General features: G+C 57.3%; 10 protein-coding genes. 7 read left to right on the top strand and 3 right to left on the bottom strand.

Annotation, left to right across the window (positions count from 1 at the left end; genetic code table 11):
• The first annotated feature begins 44 nt into the window (after nucleotides 1-44).
• The 3 genes from QEH54_RS18530 to QEH54_RS18520 are packed head-to-tail and all read left to right on the top strand — an operon-like array spanning nucleotide 45 to nucleotide 4,886.
• Nucleotides 45-1,505: an MFS transporter gene (locus tag QEH54_RS18530; RefSeq protein WP_309020198.1), complete on the top strand. Its 1,461-nt coding sequence runs from the start codon at nucleotides 45-47 to the stop codon at nucleotides 1,503-1,505.
• 7 nt (nucleotides 1,506-1,512) lie between these two features.
• Nucleotides 1,513-2,505 (top strand): LacI family DNA-binding transcriptional regulator, encoded by a 993-nt coding sequence (locus tag QEH54_RS18525; protein ID WP_309020197.1) that lies wholly within the window; start codon nucleotides 1,513-1,515, stop codon nucleotides 2,503-2,505.
• A 44-nt stretch (nucleotides 2,506-2,549) separates the two neighbouring features.
• On the top strand, nucleotides 2,550-4,886 hold the full coding sequence (locus QEH54_RS18520) for a glycoside hydrolase family 2 TIM barrel-domain containing protein (RefSeq protein WP_309020196.1): 2,337 nt from the start codon (nucleotides 2,550-2,552) through the stop codon (nucleotides 4,884-4,886).
• A gap of 43 nt (nucleotides 4,887-4,929) precedes the next feature.
• Here QEH54_RS18520 and QEH54_RS18515 read toward each other — a convergent pair whose 3' ends face one another.
• Nucleotides 4,930-6,213 (bottom strand): MFS transporter, encoded by a 1,284-nt coding sequence (locus QEH54_RS18515; RefSeq protein WP_309020195.1) that lies wholly within the window; start codon nucleotides 6,211-6,213, stop codon nucleotides 4,930-4,932.
• Nucleotides 6,214-6,569: 356 nt separating this feature from the next.
• On the opposite strand from QEH54_RS18515, the gene QEH54_RS18510 reads away from it, so the two are divergent.
• The gene (locus QEH54_RS18510; RefSeq protein ID WP_309020194.1) at nucleotides 6,570-9,041 is read left to right on the top strand and encodes a glycoside hydrolase family 3 N-terminal domain-containing protein; all 2,472 of its coding nucleotides are present in this window, start codon (nucleotides 6,570-6,572) and stop codon (nucleotides 9,039-9,041) included.
• Between the two features lie 166 nt (nucleotides 9,042-9,207).
• The gene (locus QEH54_RS18505) at nucleotides 9,208-12,162 is read left to right on the top strand and encodes a sugar-binding domain-containing protein (RefSeq protein WP_309020193.1); all 2,955 of its coding nucleotides are present in this window, start codon (nucleotides 9,208-9,210) and stop codon (nucleotides 12,160-12,162) included.
• A 104-nt stretch (nucleotides 12,163-12,266) separates the two neighbouring features.
• On the opposite strand, the gene QEH54_RS18500 is transcribed toward QEH54_RS18505, so the two are convergent.
• A complete protein-coding gene (locus QEH54_RS18500) occupies nucleotides 12,267-13,406 on the bottom strand; it encodes a substrate-binding domain-containing protein (protein WP_309020192.1) in 1,140 nt (379 codons plus the stop codon).
• A 64-nt stretch (nucleotides 13,407-13,470) separates the two neighbouring features.
• Nucleotides 13,471-14,391, bottom strand: a complete 921-nt coding sequence (locus tag QEH54_RS18495) for an AraC family transcriptional regulator (RefSeq protein ID WP_309020191.1) — start codon at nucleotides 14,389-14,391, stop codon at nucleotides 13,471-13,473.
• 121 nt (nucleotides 14,392-14,512) lie between these two features.
• Here QEH54_RS18495 and QEH54_RS18490 point away from each other — a divergent pair, with 121 nt between their 5' ends.
• Complete coding sequence (locus QEH54_RS18490) at nucleotides 14,513-17,905, top strand: DUF5107 domain-containing protein (RefSeq protein ID WP_309020190.1); 3,393 nt, start codon at nucleotides 14,513-14,515, stop codon at nucleotides 17,903-17,905.
• A gap of 28 nt (nucleotides 17,906-17,933) precedes the next feature.
• Nucleotides 17,934-20,795 carry a sugar-binding domain-containing protein gene (locus tag QEH54_RS18485; protein ID WP_309020189.1) on the top strand — a complete coding sequence of 954 codons (2,862 nt, stop codon included), beginning with the start codon at nucleotides 17,934-17,936 and terminating at the stop codon, nucleotides 20,793-20,795.
• Nucleotides 20,796-20,797 lie beyond the last annotated feature (2 nt).

The following is a 20,797-nucleotide window of genomic DNA, read 5'->3' as shown; positions in this document are numbered from 1 at the left end:
GCTTTTCCATATTTGACCCGAACATCCCAATACCTCTGATCTCCATGCTAGAATCCGACACACCTTCGAATACGGGTCCCAAAGGCCCAATGCCACGAGGCGAGGGCGAAGACCGGGCCACAAAGGAGGAGGACAAGGTCAGCCTGGGCGAGAAAACCGCTTTGGGGTCGGGCTATTTGTCATTGTTTTTTGGAAACATGGCTGTGAACAGCCTCGCCATGCCGGTCTACAATATGACGCTGCATGTGAGTCCGATCCTCCTGGGCACGGCGCTGTCGATTCCAAGGCTTTGGGATGCCATCACGGATCCAGCGGTTGGATACATCTCCGACAACTTGCACACGCGTTGGGGCCGACGCCGCCCGCTCATCGTGCTCGGGGCGATCCTGCAAGCGATCGCTTTTGGCATGATTTGGATGGTGCCGATGGATTGGGGCGAGAAGGCGATGGCTGGGTATCTCCTTGGATCGCTGCTGTTCTTCTATACCTGCTACACCATTTTTGGGGTGCCGTTGACCAGCTTGACCTTTGAAATGACGCCTGACTACAAGGAGCGCACACGAGTGACCTCCTTTTGCGGGTTCTTCCATAAGATCGGCGAACTCGGCTATTCGTGGCTGTTCCCTCTGGCGACGTTGTCGGTTTTCGGGAGCGTCATGTATGGCGTTCGATTCGTGGGCTGGGCGGTGGCGATTCTGCTGTTGGGCTTGGTCGGGATCTTGCCGGGCATCTTCGTCAAGGAGCGCTATTACAAAGTCTCTAAGAAGCAGAAGAAGGTGAAGTTCTGGTCGAGCGCTGCGGAGTCGCTCAGGAACAAGGCCTTTGCGGTGTTGGTCGCTTTGACCATCTGCCAGATCGTGGCCGGCATGTTCGCATCGAGCACGGACTACTACTTGATCGTGTATTACATGTTCGACGGCGACATCGCGGAAGGGTCGCACTGGAAAGCGGTGCTTTCGACTGGATACGCGATCGTGGGAATCGTATCCATTTATCCGATAAACTGGCTTTCGAATCGCTATGGCAAGAAGACCGCGCTGAACGTGATCTTTGCCATGGTCTTGCTCGGGTCGATCGGGAAGTGGGTGCTGTATACGCCAGGCAATCCTTGGAAGATTTTGATCGACCCTTTGTTGTGCGGACCTATTTGGACAGCCATCGCAGTGCTGCTTCCTTCCATGGTAGCTGATATCTGCGATGACGACGAGTTGAAGCACGGACAGCGACGCGAGGGCATGTTTGGCTCGGTGTTCCTTTGGATACAGAAAGTTGGCTACTCGCTCTCCATCTTTGGCATGACGATCGCCTTGCAGGTTTCGGGCTTCGATGCGGAGCTCGGGGGGGACCAATCCTCCGAGAGCATTCTCACCTTGCGACTATTCCTCGCGGTTTCCACTGCCTTGTGGGCAATCCTTGCCATCGTCATTCTTATTTTCTATCCCATAACACGCCAGCGAGCATACGAGACAAGGGACGCTCTTGAGGAGCGTAGGGGAACAGTTTAGCACCGTAATGAAAAAAGCAAAAACAGTGAAAACGAACGATAGCGGTACGGCGAAGAAAATAACGATCTACGATTTGGCGAAGTACACTGGGTTTTCACCCGGTACTGTGAGTCGGGTGCTGAACAACCGAGACCGCGTCAAGAGCGAGACGCGTGAAACGATTCTGAAGGCGGCCAAGGAGCTGGATCTAAAGCCTCAGGCATCGGTTCGTTCGCGGCAGATCGCGATCCTGACGGATCCTCGGTTTTCCGACCGGGTGGAAGGCTACGCGGCAACCTTGTCCGCTCACCTGTCCTTTGCTTTGTCGCGAAAGAAAATGGGTATCGTGCTGCCTACCGATCCATTTGAAGAGCTACCTGGGCTGTTCCTGGATGGCATCGTCGTCGTCACCTATGATACGAAGCTGCTCGAGTTTCTAAAGGAATTCGAAAAACGGATACCCATCGTATATATGGACAAGTTCGAGGTGTCGGAACGGCAGTACTGCATCTTTTCCGATCACTACAACTCCGGCTATCTGGCAGCGAAGTATTTCATCGAGCATGGAAAGAAAAAGCTGGCCTGCTTCGGAGGAGAAGGGCCTGGATTCGAACAGCGACTCCTGGGATACCGCAAGGCGATAGAGGAGGCGGGGCTAGAATACGAGAATCGCATGATGGCGTCCGCAAGCTCGGGCCGGGATTCGGCAGCGGTGACTCGTATCGTCAGAGGTGGCGCGGATTGTATTTACGTTCCGGGTACAAGTCTGCAGGCGATGGAGTGCATCCATCTGCTCACTTACGTGATGGGGCTTCGCGTGCCTGAGGACATAGCGGTCATTGGCGGCGAGAACGAAGGGATTTCAGAGCTCATCAATCCGCCGTTGACGGCGATAGAGGAGCCTTTGGGGGAAATGGCGGAAACGGCGGCTGAGATGCTGGATAATCTAACTTCGGGAAAGAAGGTCAGCCAGCGAGCGGTCAAGATGCCAGTGCGGTTGATCGAGAGAAATTCCGTATAGGGCGGGTAGCATTGGCTTACCAATCAAGTCGCAGACCGAAAAGGATGGCATATTTCAGAGAGCGCTTAGTCGACGGGTGGTCGTTTCGAATCTTGGACCAAGAGGACGGGCCGTTTCCTGTCTTTTTGCCGCACAGTCCTTTTGTAGCAGACTTGGATGGCTGTGGGCATTGGCAGGGGCTTTGCGAATATACGAGAACGTTGAAGGTCGGGATCGTTGAGCCGGACACGCGGTACGTGCTCTACTTTGGCGCGGCGATGCATACGGCTGAGATTGCCATCGATGGTGAATGCGCTGGGTCTCATTCAGGTGGATACCTGCCATTCGAGATCGACGTGACACGCTGGCTGGCCGACGGTCGCGAGCACATATTGACAGCTGTGCTCGACAATCGCGACGATGGAGATGTGCCTCCAGGAAAGCCCGTCGACGAGCTCGACTTCTGCTTCTATGGCGGATTGTACCGCCATGTCGAATTGCGAGCTTATCCGTCGCTTCACATTTCGGACCCGATTTCAGCAGGAGTCGTCGGAAGCGGAGGGGTGTTCGTTCGTACTGGAAATTTGGATGCGAAAGAGGCGACCTTATTAATCTCCGCCCACGTGGTGAACGATTCGAATTCGGATAGAGCGTTCGTCTTGCGCTACGCCATAGAAAATGAGCAGCGAGAACTTGTCGTTTCCGGAGAAATAGAATCAGGAGAGGTACCCGCGGGGAAGGACCAGGAGTATTCCTTTTCCGCCAAGGTCTCCGATCCTGTCGTTTGGGATCTCGCGTCACCGCATTTATACACTATCGCAGTGGAGCTAGTATCGCCTAACGGTAGTCTTATCCACCGGGTGCAAGAGCGTTTTGGCATTCGTCATATCGCGGTATCTCGCAGCGGAGGTCTGCAGCTGAACGGGAAACGTATTCGTCCTCGGGGTACGAACCGTCATCAGGACTATCCAAGGATCGGATACGCTCTTTCGGACGCGGCCCAGTATCGCGACGCGAAACGAATCAAGGAGGCAGGCTTCGACTATGTTCGGCTTTCCCACTACCCGCAGTCGCCGGCGTTTTTGGATGCTTGCGACGAGTTGGGGATCTTGGTGATGAACTGCATTCCAGGCTGGCAGTTTATTGGAGGAGACGCTTTCCGAGAGGCGTGTTACCAAAACGCCAGAGAGCTGGTGCGCCGGGATCGAAATCATCCGTGCGTCATTTTCTGGGAGCTTTCGTTGAACGAGACAGAAATGGATGAGGCGTTCATGACTGAGATGATGCGCATTGGCCACGAGGAGTACCCCGGGGACCAGATGCTTGTTTGCGGTTGGATTGATCGATTCGATGTATTCATCCACTCCCGACAGCATGGGAAAATTCATACGTGGAAGAACGAGGACAAGGCCCTCGTTATCGCCGAGTATGGCGATTGGGAGTTCTACGCTTCGAACGAAGGTTTCGATCAGAAAACTGGAGCTGGGCTATTGGCGGATTGGAGCAACAGCCGAGCCTTTCGTCGCGAAGGCGAGCGCCGCCTGCGCCGGCAGGCCCATAACCACATCGTCGCGTTGAACGACACCCTGTCTTCCCCCGCGGTCACCGACGGCCTTTGGTCGATGTTCGACTACCCGCGTGGATACAGTCCCACTCGGGCCGCGTGCGGGGTCATGGACATTCACCGATTGCCGAAATACTCGTATTTCTTCTTTAAAAGCCAGCGCGCTCCCAGCGAAGGAAGCGAGAGGTGGAGCGGTGGACCTATGGTGTACATCGCGTCGCGTTGGGTGGAAAATTCGATCCTCGACGTGCTTGTGTTCAGCAATTGCGAGGAGGTCGCGTTGAAGCTCAACGATGAAGAGTTTGGTCCTCTTGAACCTTCGCGTACCTCAAACAACCAGCGACTTCCGTTTCCACCTTTTCTCTTTCAACTCGAGAAATTCGAAAGAGGCGCTCTGGAAGCGGTTGGTTTCATCGGAGGCGTTGAGGTCGCCAATCATCAACTGGCGACTCCAGGGGCGCCTTCGCGATTGACGCTGCAGATCGCCGACGAGGGAATCCAGGGCGAAGAGAGCGAAACGGATGTGCTTTTCGCTCACGCTCGCGTAGTCGATGAAGACGGAAACATCTGTAAGACGGCGATGGATACGGTCGCATTCGAATGCGGGTCGGGAGTCGAGATCGTCGGGCCGAAGGACGTGCCCTGCGAATCCGGCGTGGCATCGGTAGTGCTCGTTCGCCATCCGGGATGCAAGTCGTTCTCCCTATCCGTTAGCAGCGTGGGGCTCGCAGGGGCGAAGTCTGTTTACCCAGAGAGCGAATCGGTTATTCCGCTTGGGCAATCAATGATCTCCAGTGATTTCGCAGCTAGGTCTAGGAAGGAGAGCCCGCTCCGGTAGCGGAAATTGGGTACGACTAGCTGACGCTCGAAGCTTAGGTTCGCTATATATGAGGCGACACGGCTGGACCATTTGCAGACTCTGTTCTCGCAGCCAGTTCGGATGGATAGTAGCGATACAAGGCTATGCACACCATGGCGATGATGGCGTAGGGGATCGAGAACGCGAGAAAGAGAGCGTTGTCCAGTCCGCGATGCTCGGATAAGGAGCCGATTGCTGTCGAAATGCCGGCTAGGCTCAGGCCTTGGCATAAAGACGCCATAATGGCGAAACTTGCGCTTCGTAGGTGAAAAGGCACTACGTTGGCCAGCATCGGTAGAACGCATCCCGTGAAGCCGACGGGAAAAACCGTGCTGACCAGAAGCGATAGCGTCCAAAGGACGCTGGTATGCTGCCAGTCGGGAAGAAACAGGATCACGTTGAGACTGGCGAAGATCGCGGCGTAAGCCTGCAGGAGAACGATTCGTCCCTTGCTTGGGCTGACACGTTCGAGTAGGTCGCCCAATACGCCTCCCAGCAGGGCCCCGAAGAACATGCAAATCTTCATCGCTCCCACAAGGGCGCTCGCTGAGGCCAAGGTCTGGCCCCGTAGCTCAACGAGGAAGGTCGGCATGAATACAGGCATCAACATGCCGGTGGCTAATATGTGAATCAGTGTGAAAAGAATGAATACTGGCTTCTTGGTGACGGATTTGAATGCGTTCCATTCGAATTTCGGTTCGTTGCAATCTCGATTGGAACTTTCTACTCTCGATCGGAGCCGTTTGCCCAGCGCTAGGGTAATGGCGATCTTTACGGTTCCGAAAGCCATCAAGGCGTAGCGCCAGCCTTCTTCGAAACTGCCAAACCATCCAACCGCCAGGATGAAGCCCCCTCCAAGCAATCCCCGTACCGCTCGCATGGAGCCGAACGCCTTGCCTCTGTCGCTGGAGGGAAACACCGTGGACGCGATGGTGTAGGTTATGGGTTCCGCAGCCACGGTGCAGAGTATGCTGAGACTGTACAGAATCAGAAGCTGATCGAAACTGGCGACGAATCCGGTGCTGAATACGAGAACGCCGTTTATCGCCAGGGATGCGATCAGCATGCGCTTATGGCCGAAGCGGTCGGCGAGCATTCCCCATAGAGGGCCGAACGCTGCCCGCGACAGCAGATAGATCGTCGCGAAGGTTCCCAGTTGCTGGTGCGACAGGTCGAACTCCTGCTTGAGCATGGGAAAGAGAATCGTCGCGACGCTTATCTGGATCGAGGCAAGCGGGTAGACCAGAGAGATCAGGAAGATCGCTTCCCACCGGCGGGCTCGTGAGGGTGGCGTTTCTGAAAGCACTCGAATTAGGCTTGGGAAGGGCGCAGTTTGTGGGAAGCGGACCGACGCTCAAGCTTCGCTTTGCTGCAACGGCTCGAATTTCGCCAAAGCTCAATTGGCATTCGCAAAAAGACACGCGTTTGGGATCGATCTTAACCGGCGAGGGATTCTCCATAGAGTTTTTAACCCGTTTCTCTATCTATCTCCTCTCGTTCGGCCAACTGACCCCTTTCTTCGCAATGTGTAACATTACCGGGCTATTACCTGAGAAATCCCCCCGTAAGCGCTCGGTAGCCGAGTGCCCGCCGTGCTCAGTCAGCTCGTCAACTCCTAGGGGTCTAGACCGCCGAGTGATCAATCGTTTCCTTTAAGTTATAATGAACAGAAAAGTTAGAAATCGTCTCGTCACCCGCCTGGGCCGTTGGGGAACCTACTTGAGCGTCGCGACTGCGATCGCCGCAAGCGCCCATGGAGCGGAGCGTTCGGGAGGCGGCGCGTATATCGATTTCAACAAGAATGGGCAGATGGAGGTGTACGAGGATTCCTCGCGTCCTGAAGAAGCCCGCATCGACGACCTGATCTCACGCATGAATTTGCGCGAAAAGGTCGCCCAGATGACCACGCTCTATGGCTTCTCGCGAATCCTTAAGGACGAGGTGCCGACCGAGAAATGGATGGACCGCATGTGGATCGACGGGATAGGAAACATCGACGAGCAGATCAATGGAAACGAGGGCTGGACCCAAAACCTTCCGGATCCGGAAAACGATCTGCCCTGGTCGCGACATGCCGCGGCGTTGCGCGAGATCCAGCGCTGGTTTATCGAAAACACTCGCTTGGGCATTCCGGTAGATTTCACCAACGAAGGCATACGCGGGGTGATGCACTCCAAGACCACCAGCTTCCCGGCCGAGCTGGGCGTGGCCAGCACCTGGAACACGAACTTGGTGCGCGAGATCGGTCGCGTGACGGGCCGCGAAGCGAAGGCGCTCGGCTATACGAACGTGTATTCACCAGTCTTGGACGTCTCGCGCGATCCGCGCTGGGGACGCATCATCGAAAGCTATGGCGAAGATCCTTTTCTCGTGGGCGAGCTCGGCTTGCAGCAAGTATTGGGAATCCAAGAACAGGGAGTGGCCTCGACTTTGAAGCACTTCGCGGTCTACGGCGTACCGAAGGGCGGGCGAGACGGACATGCTCGCACGGATCCGCATGTGACCTGGAGCGAGGTGAACAACATCTATCTCGCTCCCTTCAAAAAGGCCATCGTACAGGGAGGGGCGATTGGCGTGATGTCGTCGTACAACGACTACGACGGCGTTCCCGTGCAGGCGAGCAAGCTGTTTTTGCAGGATATCCTGAGGGAGGAATGGGGCTTCGAAGGTTACGTCGTTTCCGATAGCGGGGCAGTGGAGTTTTTGTACGAAAAGCACCGCGTCGCCCCGACGCCGAAGGAGGCCATACGCATGTCGGTGGAAGCGGGCCTGAATATTCGAACGCACTTCACTCAGCCGGAAGACTATGCGAACCCGCTGCTGGAGCTGGTCGAAAGCGGTAGGATATCTATGGATACCATCGATTCGCGAGTGGCCGACATCTTGCGAGTGAAGTTTCGGCTGGGCCTCTTCGACGATCCGTATCGAACTGAGGATATCGACACCGACGCGGTCGTTCGATCGGAGGAGAATATGAAGGTCGCCCATCAGGCGTCGCGCGAATCCATCATCCTTCTGAAAAACGAGGGCGACCTGCTGCCGCTGGAGGGCGACTACGACAAAGTCCTGGTAACCGGCCCTATGGCGGACGACCAACGAGCTTGGTGGAGTCGTTACGGTTCGCAACGGATCGACTATGTGACGCCGCTCGAGGGACTTCGAAACTATCTGGATGGCAAGAGCGAGGTCATCCACGTCAAAGGCGTCGAGGCGGCGGATGAAAATTGGCCGCTGAGCGATGTCTACAAGGAGCCGGCTTCGGAAGAGGTACTTGCCGGAATCGAGGAAGCGGTGGCTGCCGCCCGGGATGTGGACTTGATCATCGCCTGCGTTGGCGAAACGGACGCTCAGTGTCGGGAATCGCAGAGTCGCATTAGCCTCGATTTGCCTGGCTACCAGAACGAGCTCCTGCAGGCCCTCAAGGAGACCGGCAAGCCCGTGGTGCTGGTCTTCTCGAACGGCCGACCACTCAGCGCGCAGTACGCAGTGCGCAATTTCCCAGCGATCGTGGAGATGTGGTTTCCTGGCGAGGATGGCGGCGATGCGTTGGCGGATGTATTGTTTGGCGAATACAACCCCGCCGGACGTTTGCCGGTCACCGTCGCCCAATCCGTGGGGCAGTTGCCTTACAACTTCCCCACCAAGCCGGGTGCTCAGGACGTGGACTATGGGCAGATTAGCGGTTCGCTGTTCCCCTTTGGACATGGCTTGAGCTATACCGACTTCGAGTATCGCGACTTGTCGTTGAGCAATGTCGAGGCGGCGGTCGGAGACGACATCGAAGTCGAGCTGACGATTCGCAACACGGGTGATCGCGACGGCGACGAAGTGGCTCAGCTGTATCTGAGAGACGACTACAGCAGCGCAACCACCTACGAGCGACGACTGGTGGGCTTCAAGCGCGTGCATATCAAGAAAGGCCAAAGCGTTCGCGTTTCGTTCACCCTCTCTAGGGAACACCTCGAGTTTTATATCACTGGCAAAGGTTGGGTCGTGGAGCCGGGGGGCTTCACGCTATACGCGGGAGCTTCTTCGGGAGACCTACGTCTAAGAGAGCGCTTCTCGATTGTGGACGAGGAAGGGACCGTTCCCGAGGAAGGCGAGATCAAGGAGAACTGGGTAGACCCTATCTAAAGTCAGTTCCTCGCTGAACATTTTTCCTGAGTCGATCGCCCTCTAGGTTATGGAATTCGGAAACGCTGAAAGCCGGCAGGCTACGCTAATGAAGAGTCTTTTTTGTGTGTTTGGTATAAGTACGAAAGAACGTCCCTGGGGACGTTTTGATCGGGGTAGTGGTCGTATGGGTAACGGCCACTACCTTTGTCGTGCCTCTCTCTGTCTCTTTGTCTTCCTTTGTGTTGGAGCTCTCGAGGGCGCCGACCAGAGGCTCGCTCTCAACTTCAACGCCGACTGGCGAATGGGCGTGGGCGAACACCAAGGGGCGGAACAGGTGGACTTCGACGACTCGCAATTCGAGGCCGTGACCTTGCCGCGAGCGTGGAATGAAGACGACGCCTTTCACCTCGATATCCATAATCACAGGACAGGTGTGGCCTGGTATCGCAAGGACTTCGTGCTGCCCGAGCGGATGAAGGAGGGCAAGGTGTACATCGAGTTCGAAGGCGCCCGGCAATTGGCGGAGGTCTGGGTCAATGGAGAGCGTGTCGGAGCCAATGAGAATGGAGTGATGGCGTTCGGTTTTGATCTAACCCGTTTCGTGCGACCCGCTCCAGAAAAGAACGTCATCGCGGTCCGTACCGACAACGCTTGGGACTACAAGGAGTTTGTTTCCGGTCAAGGCTTTCAGTGGGCCGACCAGAATTTCAACGCCAACTATGGTGGATTGGTTAAGAACGTGAAGCTGCACCTGACGGGAATCCTGCACCAGACCTTGCCTCTGTATTCAAGTCTTGGGTATACGGGCGTGTATGTCTATCCAAGCGACATCGACCTAGAAAACAAAACGGCGATGGTGAACGTGGAGTCCGAAGTCGTTTTCGAGCCGCGACGCGACCAGCCATTCGAATTTGAAATCGAAATTCGAGATCGCGAAGGTAAAACCATCTCCCTCTTCTCGGGAGGCGAATTCGTGGCTCCGCAGCGCGGACGCATCGTCGCCAAAGCATGCAAGGAAGTCGAAGGCCTCGAGTTCTGGAGCTGGGGTTATGGTTATTTGTACGAGGTGATCACTCGTCTGAAGGTGGACGATGTCGTCGTGGATGAAGTGAGCACCACTACCGGTTTCCGCAAGCTGGAGTTTCGAGATGGAATCGTTTGGCTCAACGGACGGGCTCTTCATATTAAGGGCTACGCCCAGCGCACTTCCAACGAGTGGCCAGCTCTCGGCTTGTCCGTGCCTCCTTGGTTGAGCGACTATTCCAATGGCCTTATGGTCGACAACGGCGCCAACATGGTGCGGTGGATGCACGTCACTCCTTGGAAGCAAGACGTCGAATCCTGCGATCGGGTCGGACTTCTGCAGATGCTGCCAGCGGGCGACTCCGAACGGGATGCTGTCGGTAGAAAGTGGCTACAACGCGTCGAGCTCATGCGAGACGCCGTAGTCTACAATCGAAACAACCCAAGTGTAGCAGTCTACGAAGGCGGCAACAAAGGAATCAGCGAGGAGCATATGCGCGAGCTCAAGGCGATTCGCGACCAGTTCGACCCGCATGGCATGCGGGCCATGGGCAGCCGCGAGATGCTTGGTTCGAAGGAGGCGGAGTACGGAGGCGAGATGCTTTACATCAACAAGAGCGCCGATATTCCGCTTTGGCAAAACGAGTACTCGCGTGACGAAGGCTTGAGAAAGTACTGGGATGAGTATTCCCCGCCGTATCATAAAGATGGTGACGGGCCTGACTATCGAGGTCGCCCAGCCCGTTCGTACAATCGCAACCAGGATTCCCATGCCATCGAGAACGTGGTGCGTTGGCATGAGTTTTGGAGGGAACGTCCGGGCACGGGACGTCGTGTGAACGCGGGCGGATTGAATATCATATTTTCGGATACGAACACGCACTACCGCGGGGCGGAAAACTATCGCCGCAGTGGCGAAGTCGATCCTATGCGCATTCCCAAGGATGGTTTCTTCGCCCACCAGGTCATGTGGAGCGGGTGGGTTGATCCGGCCAAGCCCGACGCCTATATCCTCGGGCATTGGAACTATCAGGAAGGCACGGTGAAGGATGTCTACGTCGTCTCCAATACCGATGCGGTGGAGCTGCTCGTGAACGGCAAATCGCTCGGCATGGGCGAGCAAAGTCACCGGTTTCTCTTTACTTTCAGGGACGTTGCTTGGGAGCACGGAACCATCGAAGCGGTGGGCAGGAATGCTGTTGGCGAGACGGTTTGCAGCGCCAGCCACCAGACCGTGGGCGAGCCTGCGGCCTTGCAGCTAACGCTGATCGGGCCGGACGGCGAGCTCCGTGCGGACGGAGCGGATGTATTTCTCGCTCAAGTAGAAGTCGTCGATCGTGACGGCCGCCGCAACCCCATCGCCCTAAACGAGGTCGAGTTCGAGTTGGAAGGGCCAGCGGAATGGCGAGGTGGCATCGCCCAGGGGCCGGACAACTATATCTTATCTAAAACGCTCCCCGTCGAGGGAGGCGTGAATCGCGTGCTGGTTCGCAGCGCCACGGAGGCAGGTACCATCACGCTCACCGCACGATCGGAAGGCTTGAAGTCGGCGACACTCGAGGTGAAGTCGCATGCGTTCCCCACGAACGACGGGTGGAGCCGTGCGTTTCCGGGAGAAGCCCTGAAGGGCGATCTTGCTCGCGGGCCGACACCACATGGTTCGTCGATCACGTGGACGCGTCGTCCGGTAGCGGTTTCAACTGCCGAGTCGAATAGCGATCTCGATCCGAAGCTTGCCTATGACGACAACGAAGCGACCGCATGGATCGGCAAGAAGCCCATCACTTTCGAGCTCGCGAGAGAAGCGACCTTGAACGAGATCACCATGAAGGTGGGAGGCTTCCGAGCCCGCAGCTATCCGATCCGAATTCTGGTCGGCGAGAAGGAAGTCTTTTTCGGGGCGACGTCGCGAAGTCTTGGATACATAACGCTTCGATTGAAGGAAACGACTGGTCGCTACGTGACTATCGTGCCGCTCGAAGGAGGCGAGGCGATGGACGCGTTTGGCGAGCTCACCGAGCTAGTCGATCAGGGCAACGCCCGGACCGGCGAGGAAGACGTAGGCGAGAGCGAGCTGTCCATCGTGGAGATCGAGTTTTACGAGGAGCTGCGGTAGACGAAATACGGGTGGAACGCGACCTCCGGGCGCGTTCTCGCTCGGGCATGGCGGTGAGTCGCTCGGCTTTGCGAAGCGCGTGCCCGGGGGTCCCGCGCCACCTTTTACGAATTCTCGCTTTGATTCGCGCTCTTGCGGAACTCGGTAGGCGTCATGCCAACTTCGCGCGTGAAGGAGCGAATGAAGTGGTGTCTACCGGAGAAGCCGCATTCGTAGGCGACCGTGTCGACTTTTTGGTCGGTGTTTAACAGCAAGTGCTTGGCGAAGTCCGTTCGCAGGCGGGCGATCTCTGAAGACATGGTGAAGCCGAGCCGATCTCGGAATGAGATCTGAAGGCTTCTTGGGGAGATGCCCACCATCTCGGCGATGTCCTTCACCTTGAGGCGTTCCCGGTAGCGTTCTCGGATGATCGCTAGCGTCCTGCGGGTTAGCTCATCTTCGACGGCTATAGTGTCGGTGGATTTGCGTTCGGTGACGCCATCCGTTCCGATGGCGTATTCTGTTTCTGGAGGCGCTTCTCCGCGCATGAGTCGATCGAGGATCACCGCGGCTTGGTAGCCTTGCTCTTCGAATCTGCAGCGTACGCTGGAAAGCGGGATCTCGGTGTGCTCGCAGAAGGCTTTGGAATCGTCCGCACCAACGATGGCGATTTCGTGGGGAATCGTGTAACCTGCTTCGATGCAGACCGTCATGGCGTCGTGGGCATTGAAATCGTTTGCCGCCATCAGCCCGATCGGTTTCGGCAGCTGGCTTAGTTGATTCTTTAGCTCGGAGCAGGAGACTTCGTAAAAGCGTAGGTCCGACTCGAGGACGATCTTTTTGAAGCCTTCGAGTCGTTCGCGCTCCAAGGCGTTGTCAGCGCATTTCACATACGCGAGATTTCGAAACTCACGCGAGATAAGATGGCGAGCGCCTTCTTCGCCTACTTTGCGGTGGTCGTTGACTACTCTTGCGCCGCTACCGTAGTCGCCAAATTTCTGCAATCCAACGCATGGTAAGCCCGAATCGTGAATGAGGGAGACGAGGTTTTTAAGAGGGCGGGTGAACCCGGGGTTTGCGATGATGCCGTCGCCTCGCCACGGCGTGATGAATTGGTCTGTATGGGTCCAACGCATACGACTATCCAAGATCCAATTGTTTTCTGTCGCAAACCTCGCCACGCCATCGAAAACCCGCTCCTCCCACCAGTACATCGCGAGGAGGACACGTTTCCGTTTCGAGGCGTTGTTGAGTTTGATCGGCATAGGTTTCGAGTAGTCAGTAAACTAGGAGCAGAGAAACGGTTTTAGGATAGCCCGGGTTAGACGATTAGGCGGGCTTGCTGAATGGCTCGCCGCTAGCGGATCGATGGGTTTGGCGGTAGCCTCGAGGCGACGATCCCATGATTCGCGAGAAGCTGCGGCTGAAGTAGTAGGGATCGTTGAAGCCGCATTCGCTGGCGATATCAGAGATCGGGTTCGACGTGGTCGCCAGCAGGTCCGCGGCATGTTGGATACGCTGACGGATCAGGAAATCGATCGGGGGAAATCCCGTCAGGCGACGAAAGATCGCTGTGTAATGCGTTACGGATACACCGGCGCTCGCCGCAAGCTCGGCAAGGTTGTGCGACTGCATCCAGTGTTTGCGGACAAGCTCGATCGAGGCGCTCACACGCTCTTGAGCGGAAAGGGCGGTGCTGCTCTGAGCGCGACGACGGGATATGGAGGTCAGACAAGTCCTCAAGGCTGCCGCCGCGTCGAGCAGTTCGGGCAAGCCGTAGCCAGCAGCAAGCGAAGAGTGAATTCGATCCAAACCAAGGGAATCCAGCCGATCGGCGGACGTATGGCAACTCGCTAATGGGGTTCGTCGGCCGGTGGCGTGTTCCAGCCAGGCGTCCGCCTCCTTCCCAGTGAAGTGCACCCAGGCGATCGACCAAGGGTCATTTTGGGTGGCGCCGTAGAGATGCTCGTGCTTTGCTCGCAGTCCCACGATATCGCCGCGGGCGAGTTGCTGGCGTCGCCCGCCAGCTTCCGCCCAGCCTGAGCCTCGCAGGCAGACGATCAGAACATGGTCTGAGCAGCCCTCGGGACGACTGATGAAATGTCCTTCCGCCCGAGGAAAGAAGCCCGCGTGCGTCACGTGCAGTCCCGCCAGCAGCGGGTGCGTGGCCATGCGCTGCTGTTGGGCTTCCGGAACCATCAGATGGACCTGGCCCGAGAATCCGTCCTGTCGCCGCGCGATCTCAGTCATAGTGTAAGATCGTGCAGGTTTTCCAGAATTCCGTCCATTGTCAATCTTCCGAAGTTCGGGTAATATCGTCGCTGTTCCCCGCTTCACCGTACCCCGATAAATCTCTAAGGAGTAACCGCCCATGCCCTGCGACTATCGTTCACCGACGTCTCAATCCGTATCCGTAAGCCAAGAAACGGCAGAGTTTCCGACCTATCTGCCGAAGACGCCGGACCGCCATCCGCAGTTTCTGGAAAAGCGCGTTTACCAAGGCTCGAGCGGGCGCGTGTATCCGCTGCCGGTTTGCGATGCCATCGAGTCGGAGGTTCAGCCGAAATCATGGGAGGTAGTGTATATAGAAAACGAATACTTGAAGGTGACGATCCTGCCCGAGCTGGGTGGTCGTATCCACCGAATCTGGGACAAGATTCGCGAGCATGACCTGATCTACTATCAGCCCATGATTAAACCAGCGCTCGTCGGCCTAGCTGGACCTTGGGTAAGCGGCGGCATCGAATTCAACTGGCCGCAGCACCACCGTCCCTCGACCACTTTGCCGACCTTTGTAGATATCGAAGAAGAAGAGGATGGCTCGGCGACGGTTTGGCTTTCGGAGCACGATCCCATGGCTCGGATGAAGGGCATGCATGGAGTTCGGCTGCAGCCGGGCATTGCTCGGGTGGAACTGCGAGCGCGTGCCTATAACCGCACGGACGATGTGCAGACCTTTCTTTGGTGGGCCAATGCCGGGCTGGAGGCTCATGAGCAATATCAGTCATTTTTCCCTCCTGACGTGAGCTATGTGGCCGACCATGCAAAGCGGGCTATGAGCACCTTTCCTTTGTGTGACGGCTCGTATTATGGCGTCGACTATGCGGAACGCGCTAAAAACGGTGTGCCCGCTCACGAAACGCCTCGCAAGTATTTCCCTCCCAAGGACAGCGAAGGAAATACGCCCGCTCCCAACGACCTTTCCTGGTATGCCAATATTCCGGTGCCGACCTCCTACATGTGCATGGGGTCGACAGGCGATTTTTGTGGCGGCTACGACCATCGCGCCGGTATCGGCATCGTACACATCGCGGACCACCACATCGCCCCTGGCAAGAAGCAGTGGACCTGGGGAAATCAAGAATTTGGATACGCCTGGGACCGCAATCTCACGGACGCTCGCGACGACGGGAGTCACCCGCCTTACATCGAACTGATGGCGGGCGTGTTCACCGACAACCAGCCGGATTTTTCCTTCCTCCAGCCGGGCGAGACTAAGAAGTGGAGCCAGTTCTGGTATCCGATCTATGACATTGGCGTGCCGCGTCAGGCCAACGAAGAGGCGGCGGTCGATTTGCGCCTGCCCGAGAAAGGCCGCCGCGCGGAGGCTCGGATTTCCGTGACACGTTCTTTGCCCTCCGCTCTGGTGCAAATCGTGGCAGCGGATGGTCGTCTGTTGGCAGAGGAAACGGTCGAGCTGCTTCCGTGCCATGCGGGAATCGTGCAGCTTAACCTTGCCAAGGGTTGCGATTTGACGGATTTGCAGCTTGTGGTGCGAGATGGCGATGGAGCGGAGATTATCCGCTACCGGCCGCAGAAAACGGTTCGCGAGGAACCGCCCGCCCCGGCTGAGGCTCCGCCAGCGCCGGAGCAGGTGGCAAGCTCGGACGAGCTGTACTTGATTGGCCTCCACTTGGAGCAATACCGCCATGCTACACGTTGTCCGACGCTGTACTGGCGGGAGGCGCTGCGTCGCGATCCAGGAGACAGCCGCTGCAATCTTGCATTGGGACGTTGGCGACTGCGCAGAGGAGAGTTCGCCCTCGCTGAAGACCACTTTCGGGCCAGCTTGGCTCGGCTCGTTTCGCGCAATCCGAATCCCGCAGACGGCGAAGCCTACTACCAGCTCGGACGCTGCTTGCGGTTTCTCGATCGCGATGAGGAGGCCTATGCCGCGTTCGCCAAGGCGTCCTGGAATCAAGCCTGGGAGGGCGCGTCCCAACTGGCGATGGCCGAGATCGAAATCGGTCGAGCACGCTGGGCGGAAGCGGACGTCAACCTCACCCGTGCCCGTCGCCTCGATGAAGACAATCTTCGCGTCCGCAACCTGCAGGCGATCGTTTACGCCCGCTGCGGTCTTGAGAACTGGTCGGCGTCGACCTTGGAGGAGATTCTCGAAACCGATCTGCAAGACGTCTGGGCGGCTTGGTTGCGGGATGAAGAGATTCCGGACGACAATCAGCTGCGACTCGACGTGGCGCACGACTTCGCTCGAGCAAGCCTTTGGCTGGAAGCGTTAGAGGCGCTGGAAACAGCTACTCCTGATCCAGAAGGCGGCTCCGTACCGATTGTTGAATACACGCGGGCCTGGCTGAATGAGAAGTTGGGCCGATCCGCAGAGGCGACTCGCTGCCGCAAGGCGGCCCGAGAGGCGAGCGCCGAAAGGTGTTTCCCCGCGCGCTTGGAAGAGCAAACCGTGCTGCGAGCTGCGATCGAGGCCGACAACAAGGACAATCGAGCCCATGCGCTGCTCGGGTTCTGGCTTTACGACCGACGCCGACATGAGGAGGCGATCGAGCATTGGGAAGCATCGGTGAGTATCCATAAAGAGGATGCAGTCGTTTGGCGATGCTTGGGGATCGCTTACTTCAATATCCGCAAACAGCCCGACGAAGCTCAACGGGCTTACGATCAGGCAATCCAATGCGCACCGTCAGACGCACGGCTCCATTACGAGCGCGACCAGTTGTGGAAGCGGCTCGGACACAGTCCGGAAAAACGTCTCCAGGCTTTGAACAAGGTGAAGGAATGCGTTGGCCAACGGGATGACCTCGTCGTGGAGGTGGCCGCTTTACTCAACCAGACGGGACTCCCCGAGGAAGCGCTGGAACTGCTTCAATCGCGAGTGTTCCAGCCGTGGGAAGGGGGCGAAGGGCTCGTTTCTCGCGAATACATGCGAGCTCGCATTCTTCTCGGAAGGAAAAATTTGAAGCGCGGCGACGCTCTCGCGGCCAAAGAGCATTTCGCTGCAGCCTTGGAGATTCCGAGGAACCTTGGCGAGGCCCGACATCTTCTGGTCAATCCTAGCGAGGCCCACTGGTGGCTGGGCGAAGCCCATGCCAAACTTGGGGACGACGCAGCGGCCAGAACCCATTGGCAGGCCGCTGCAGGTTTCAAAGGCGACTTCCAAGGCATGAGCGTGCGTCGTTACTCCGAGACTACATACTTCACCGCTCGAGCCAAGGAACGCCTTGGCCAGACCGAGGAGGCGCGCGAGTTGCTCAATTCGCTGCTGGAGTACGCTCAGGAGCTCGCTGAAACGCCGGCCTCGATCGACTATTTCGCCACCTCTCTGCCGACGATGCTGCTATTCGACGAGGACCTTGACCAGAGCCAGCGCTTCACCGCTCGACTTCTGGAGGCCCAGGCTCGGTTCGGTCTTGGTCAGAAGAAAGAAGCGGCCGAGTTGCTGGATACGCTTTTGGAAGAAAACCCCAGCTCCGCTGCGGCCGCTGATCTCAAAGCTTCCATTGATCAGGTTTAAACCGTCTCTCAACTCCAAAACTGAGCTCATGACTAAAATGCGGTTTCTAGCCGCTCCCATCGTTCTGACTTGTTTATCTATGATGTCCACCGCTCTCGGTTCTGCCGATTCCATCTCGCTCGCCGGTTCCTGGCGCCTGCAACTCGACCGCGACAACGCGGGCGTCGAACAACGCTGGTTTGCCCAAAAGCTCTCTGAAAAAATCGAGCTGCCAGGGTCTCTGCCGGGGCAGGGTATTGGCGATCCCATTACGGTTGAGACGCCCTGGGTAGGCAGCGTTTTCGATCCGTCGTGGTATACAGAGGACAAATACGCTCCGTATCGCGAGCCGGACAACCTAAAGGTGCCGTTTTGGCTGCAGCCGGAAACCTACTATTCCGGAGTTGCTTGGTATCAGCGAGAAGTGGAGATCCCTTCGGACTGGCGAGGCAAACGAGTGACGCTGAGCCTTGAGCGTCCTCACTGGAAGACCACCGTTTGGCTGGATGACGTTTTGCTCGGTTCCAATGACGCGCTCTCAGTCGCCCATGTTTACGAGCTGGGAGCGTCCGTGTCTCCGGGACGGCATGTACTCACCATTCGCGTGGACAACTCGGTGCAATTTGAGATCGGCGAGAACTCGCACTCCATCTCCGATCATACCCAAGGCAACTGGAACGGGATTGTAGGTGAGCTGACCTTACAAGCAAGCTCTCCGGTATGGGTGGAAAACGTACAGGTGTTTCCGGATGTGTCAGCTGGAAACCTTTCGGTGAGCGGCGTGCTGCGAAACGTGACGGGAAAACCAGTCGCCGGTTCGGTGGAGCTGGCCGTGAATGAGAGAAACGACGGTAGGGATGCCGTTTCTTTTCACTTCGATGGCGACGCTCAAGCATTCGAAACGATGTTCTCACTCGGGCCAGATGTGCAAACCTGGGATGAATTCAATCCAGTGGTGCATCAGTTGAAGGTGGCGGTCGCTACGGAGACTACGGTCGCGGAGCAGACGATTTCTTTTGGTTTGCGGAAGATCGATGCTATTGGACGTCAACTGACGATAAACGGTCGCAAGCTTTTCCTACGCGGCACGCTGGACTGCGCCGTGTATCCGCGTACTGGGCACCCGCCGCTCGATGTGGATTCTTGGCGGAGGGTTTATAGGATTATCCAGTCGCATGGGCTCAACCATGTGCGCTTTCATTCCTGGTGCCCGCCCAGAGCCGCCTTCACTGCTGCGGACGAGCTGGGGGTCTACCTGCAGGTCGAAGCGGCAACCTGGCCTAATCAAGGAGCGACCGTCGGCGACGGCAAGCCAGCTGACGCATGGATCGAAGCGGAGACGCAGCGCATCCTGCAGGCCTACGGCAACCATCCTTCCTTCGTGCTGATGGCGGCCGGCAATGAACCAGCCGGAGACAATAGCGACGCATGGTTAGACGACTGGGTGAAACGTCGTAAGACGGCGGACCCACGCCGACTCTATACCTGCACGGCGGCTTGGCCAGAGGTACCGCAAAACGATTTTCATATCCGCTCCGAACCGCGTATCCAGCAGTGGGAAGAGGGCCTGAAATCGCGCATCAACGCCAAGCCTCCGGAAACCCGCACCGACTATCGCGATATCATCGGAGAGCGCACGGTGCCGGTGGTGAGTCATGAAATCGGCCAATGGTGCGTGTATCCGAACTTTGGGGAGATGGATAAGTACACCGGTTACTTGAAGCCGAAGAATTTCGAGATCTTTCAGGAAACGCTAGCGGAGGCTGGCATGGCCGAGCAAGCTCACGATTTCCTGATCGCCTCCGGAAAACTGCAGACGCTCTGCTACAAGGAAGACATCGAATCGGCCTTGCGGACACCGGAAATGGGAGGTTTTCAGCTTCTGGGTCTGAGCGACTTTTCCGGGCAGGGTACCGCTCTGGTTGGCGTGCTGGACGCCTTCTGGGAGGAAAAAGGCTATGTTTCCCCTGCGGAGTTCCGACGTTTCTGCGCCCCAACGGTTCCGCTGGCTCGCTTCGATCGACGTGTCTTCACTGCGGACGAAACTTTGATCGCCGAGGTTGAGGTAGCCCATTTCGGGCCCCAGCCATTGAACGCCGCGGAAGCGACCTGGCGCCTGATCGATGAACAGGATGGCGTTGCGGAGGAGGGGGCGTTCGCTCCGACTGACATTGCCGTTGGCCACGGGAATGCCTTGGGTCGAGTCGAATTGCCTTTGGGAGACATGGTCGCTCCTGCCCGTTACCGATTTGAAGTCAGCGTGCCAACGAGCGAGGGCAGGGCAGTGAACGACTGGGGGATTTGGGTGTATCCAAGCGAAAAAGACGTTTCTGTCGAAGCTCCGAAGGGTGTGCTGATAGTTGACGCTTTAGATGCCGCAGCAAAGGAACGCCTCGAGGCCGGCGGCGTCGTGGTGCTGACCCTGCCGCCTGATCACGTGGCTCCCGATCCCGAGAATGGGCCCATCGCTCTGGGGTTCTCCAGCATCTTCTGGAACACGGCTTGGACTAATGGGCAGGCGCCGCACACCTTGGGCATCTTGTGCGACCCGGATCATCCGGCCTTCGCTGATTTCCCGACGGATTCCCACAGCGATTGGCAATGGTGGTATGCGGTGAGCAAAGCTGCTCCCATGATTCTCGACGATTTGCCGCTGCCGATTCAGCCGATCGTGCAGGTGGTCGACGACTGGGTGACCAACCGCAAACTCGCTTTGGTTTGGGAAGCCCGCGTTGGAACAGGGCGGCTGTTAGTGACAAGCATCGACTTTTCAGGTGAGCTCGATCCGGTGCGTCGACAGTTGGTGGCAAGTTTACTCAACTACGCGCAGAGTGACGCGTTCTCGCCCCAGCACACTGTTACGCCCGAAGCGGTACGAGCTTTGATCGCGTCAGAAACGAAAGCCCCCTAGGC

Source organism: Pelagicoccus sp. SDUM812003, from assembly GCF_031127815.1.
Taxonomy (GTDB): domain Bacteria; phylum Verrucomicrobiota; class Verrucomicrobiia; order Opitutales; family Opitutaceae; genus Pelagicoccus.
This window is presented reverse-complemented; position numbering and strand designations above follow the sequence as displayed.